This is a genomic window from Halalkalibacter sp. HAAS-P013 (assembly GCF_056619925.1).
On sequence record NZ_JBWQTU010000050.1, the window covers coordinates 1 to 1,296 of the forward strand.

2 protein-coding genes are annotated in these 1,296 nt (G+C 36.4%); both read left to right on the top strand.

Going from position 1 to position 1,296, the window contains the following annotated elements; all coding sequences use genetic code 11:
- Nucleotides 1-74 precede the first annotated feature (74 nt).
- The gene (locus AC1FXP_RS23435) at nucleotides 75-389 is read left to right on the top strand and encodes a helix-turn-helix domain-containing protein (RefSeq protein ID WP_480064314.1); all 315 of its coding nucleotides are present in this window, start codon (nucleotides 75-77) and stop codon (nucleotides 387-389) included.
- Between the two features lie 17 nt (nucleotides 390-406).
- On the top strand, nucleotides 407-1,264 hold the full coding sequence (locus AC1FXP_RS23440) for an IS3 family transposase (RefSeq protein ID WP_480064315.1): 858 nt from the start codon (nucleotides 407-409) through the stop codon (nucleotides 1,262-1,264).
- The last annotated feature ends 32 nt before the right edge of the window (nucleotides 1,265-1,296 follow it).

Consider the following 1,296-nt stretch of genomic DNA (forward strand, 5'->3'; position numbering starts at 1 on the left):
TGGTTGCCCCCCTTATAATGGACAGATAGGATAGTATAAGATACGACATAATCACGTTATAAGGGGAGAGTTACATGACAAGAAAAAAGACACATTCACATAATCCTGTCGAAGTTAAGTTAAAGGCCGTTCTTCAAGTACTAGAAGAAAAACGATCAGTCATTGATGTAGCACATAGTCTAGATTTACACCGAGATACTGTAAACCGTTGGGTAAATGCTTATAAGCAAAATGGGAAAGCCGGTTTAGAAAACCACCGTTCACACTCTTCCTCTAAATCACATCAAAACGATAAAAAGGTTCGTGAGTTAGAGAAACAAGTCAAAGAACTAGAATTGGAGAATGAAGTCTTAAAAAAGTTCCAGGCCTTTCTCAAAAAGAACGAATAAGCAAGAAATTTGAAGCTATTTCTTTTTTGAGAAAGGATTATCCTGTCCTTCTTCTTTGTCATGTATTCAAAGTGTCTACCAGCGGTTATTATGCGTATCTCAAAAGACCAAAACAACAAGTGTCAGCAAAAAATAAAACACTTCTAACCAAGATTAAACGAGCGTTCACTCTTCATAAAGGTACATATGGCGCCAAGCGAATAGCCAATTACTTGAAAACAAAAGGAACCGTGGTCAACCATAAAAAAGTAGCACGTATGATGAAAGAAGCAAGCCTCAAGGCAACTGTCAGACGTCCTAAAACATCCAAAGAAGCCAATGTAAAAAGCGCAGGATATGTTTATGAGAACCATTTAAATAGAGCATTTCACGCTGATCATCCTAATCAGAAATGGGTGACTGATATGACAGAAATTCAAATCGAGCATGTGAAATTTTATATCTCAGCCATCATTGACCTATTTAACCGTGAAGTTATTGCATTTGAAATAAGCTCTAGCCCCAATCAAGAGCTTATTAGAGCTACAGTTGAAGCAGCTCGTAAAAAAAGGAAGCTAAAGTCGCTTGAAGGTGTTCAAATCCATAGTGATCAAGGAAGTGTCTATAGGTCGTTTGATTACCATAAGTTAAGCCAGATCCTAAAATTCACACCAAGTATGTCACGTAAAGCTAACTGTTGGGATAACGCTGTTATAGAGAGTTTCTTTTCACACCTTAAGACTGAATTCCCATGTTTCTATCCAAGCATCAAATTAAATACCTTTAAAGATGACCTTTTAAGCTTTATTCGTTATTACAACGAAAAAAGAACCCAGTATAAACTGGGTCTCGTTACTCCGAAGAGATATTATTTAGATTATAAAATTGCAGGTTAATGTCGTATTTATCTTTGTCTATTATTAGGGGG

Coding starts and splice junctions, on each gene's coding strand:
- AC1FXP_RS23435 (WP_480064314.1), top strand. CDS start 75: ATGACAAGAAAAAAGACACATTCACATAATCCTGTCGAAGTTAAGTTA.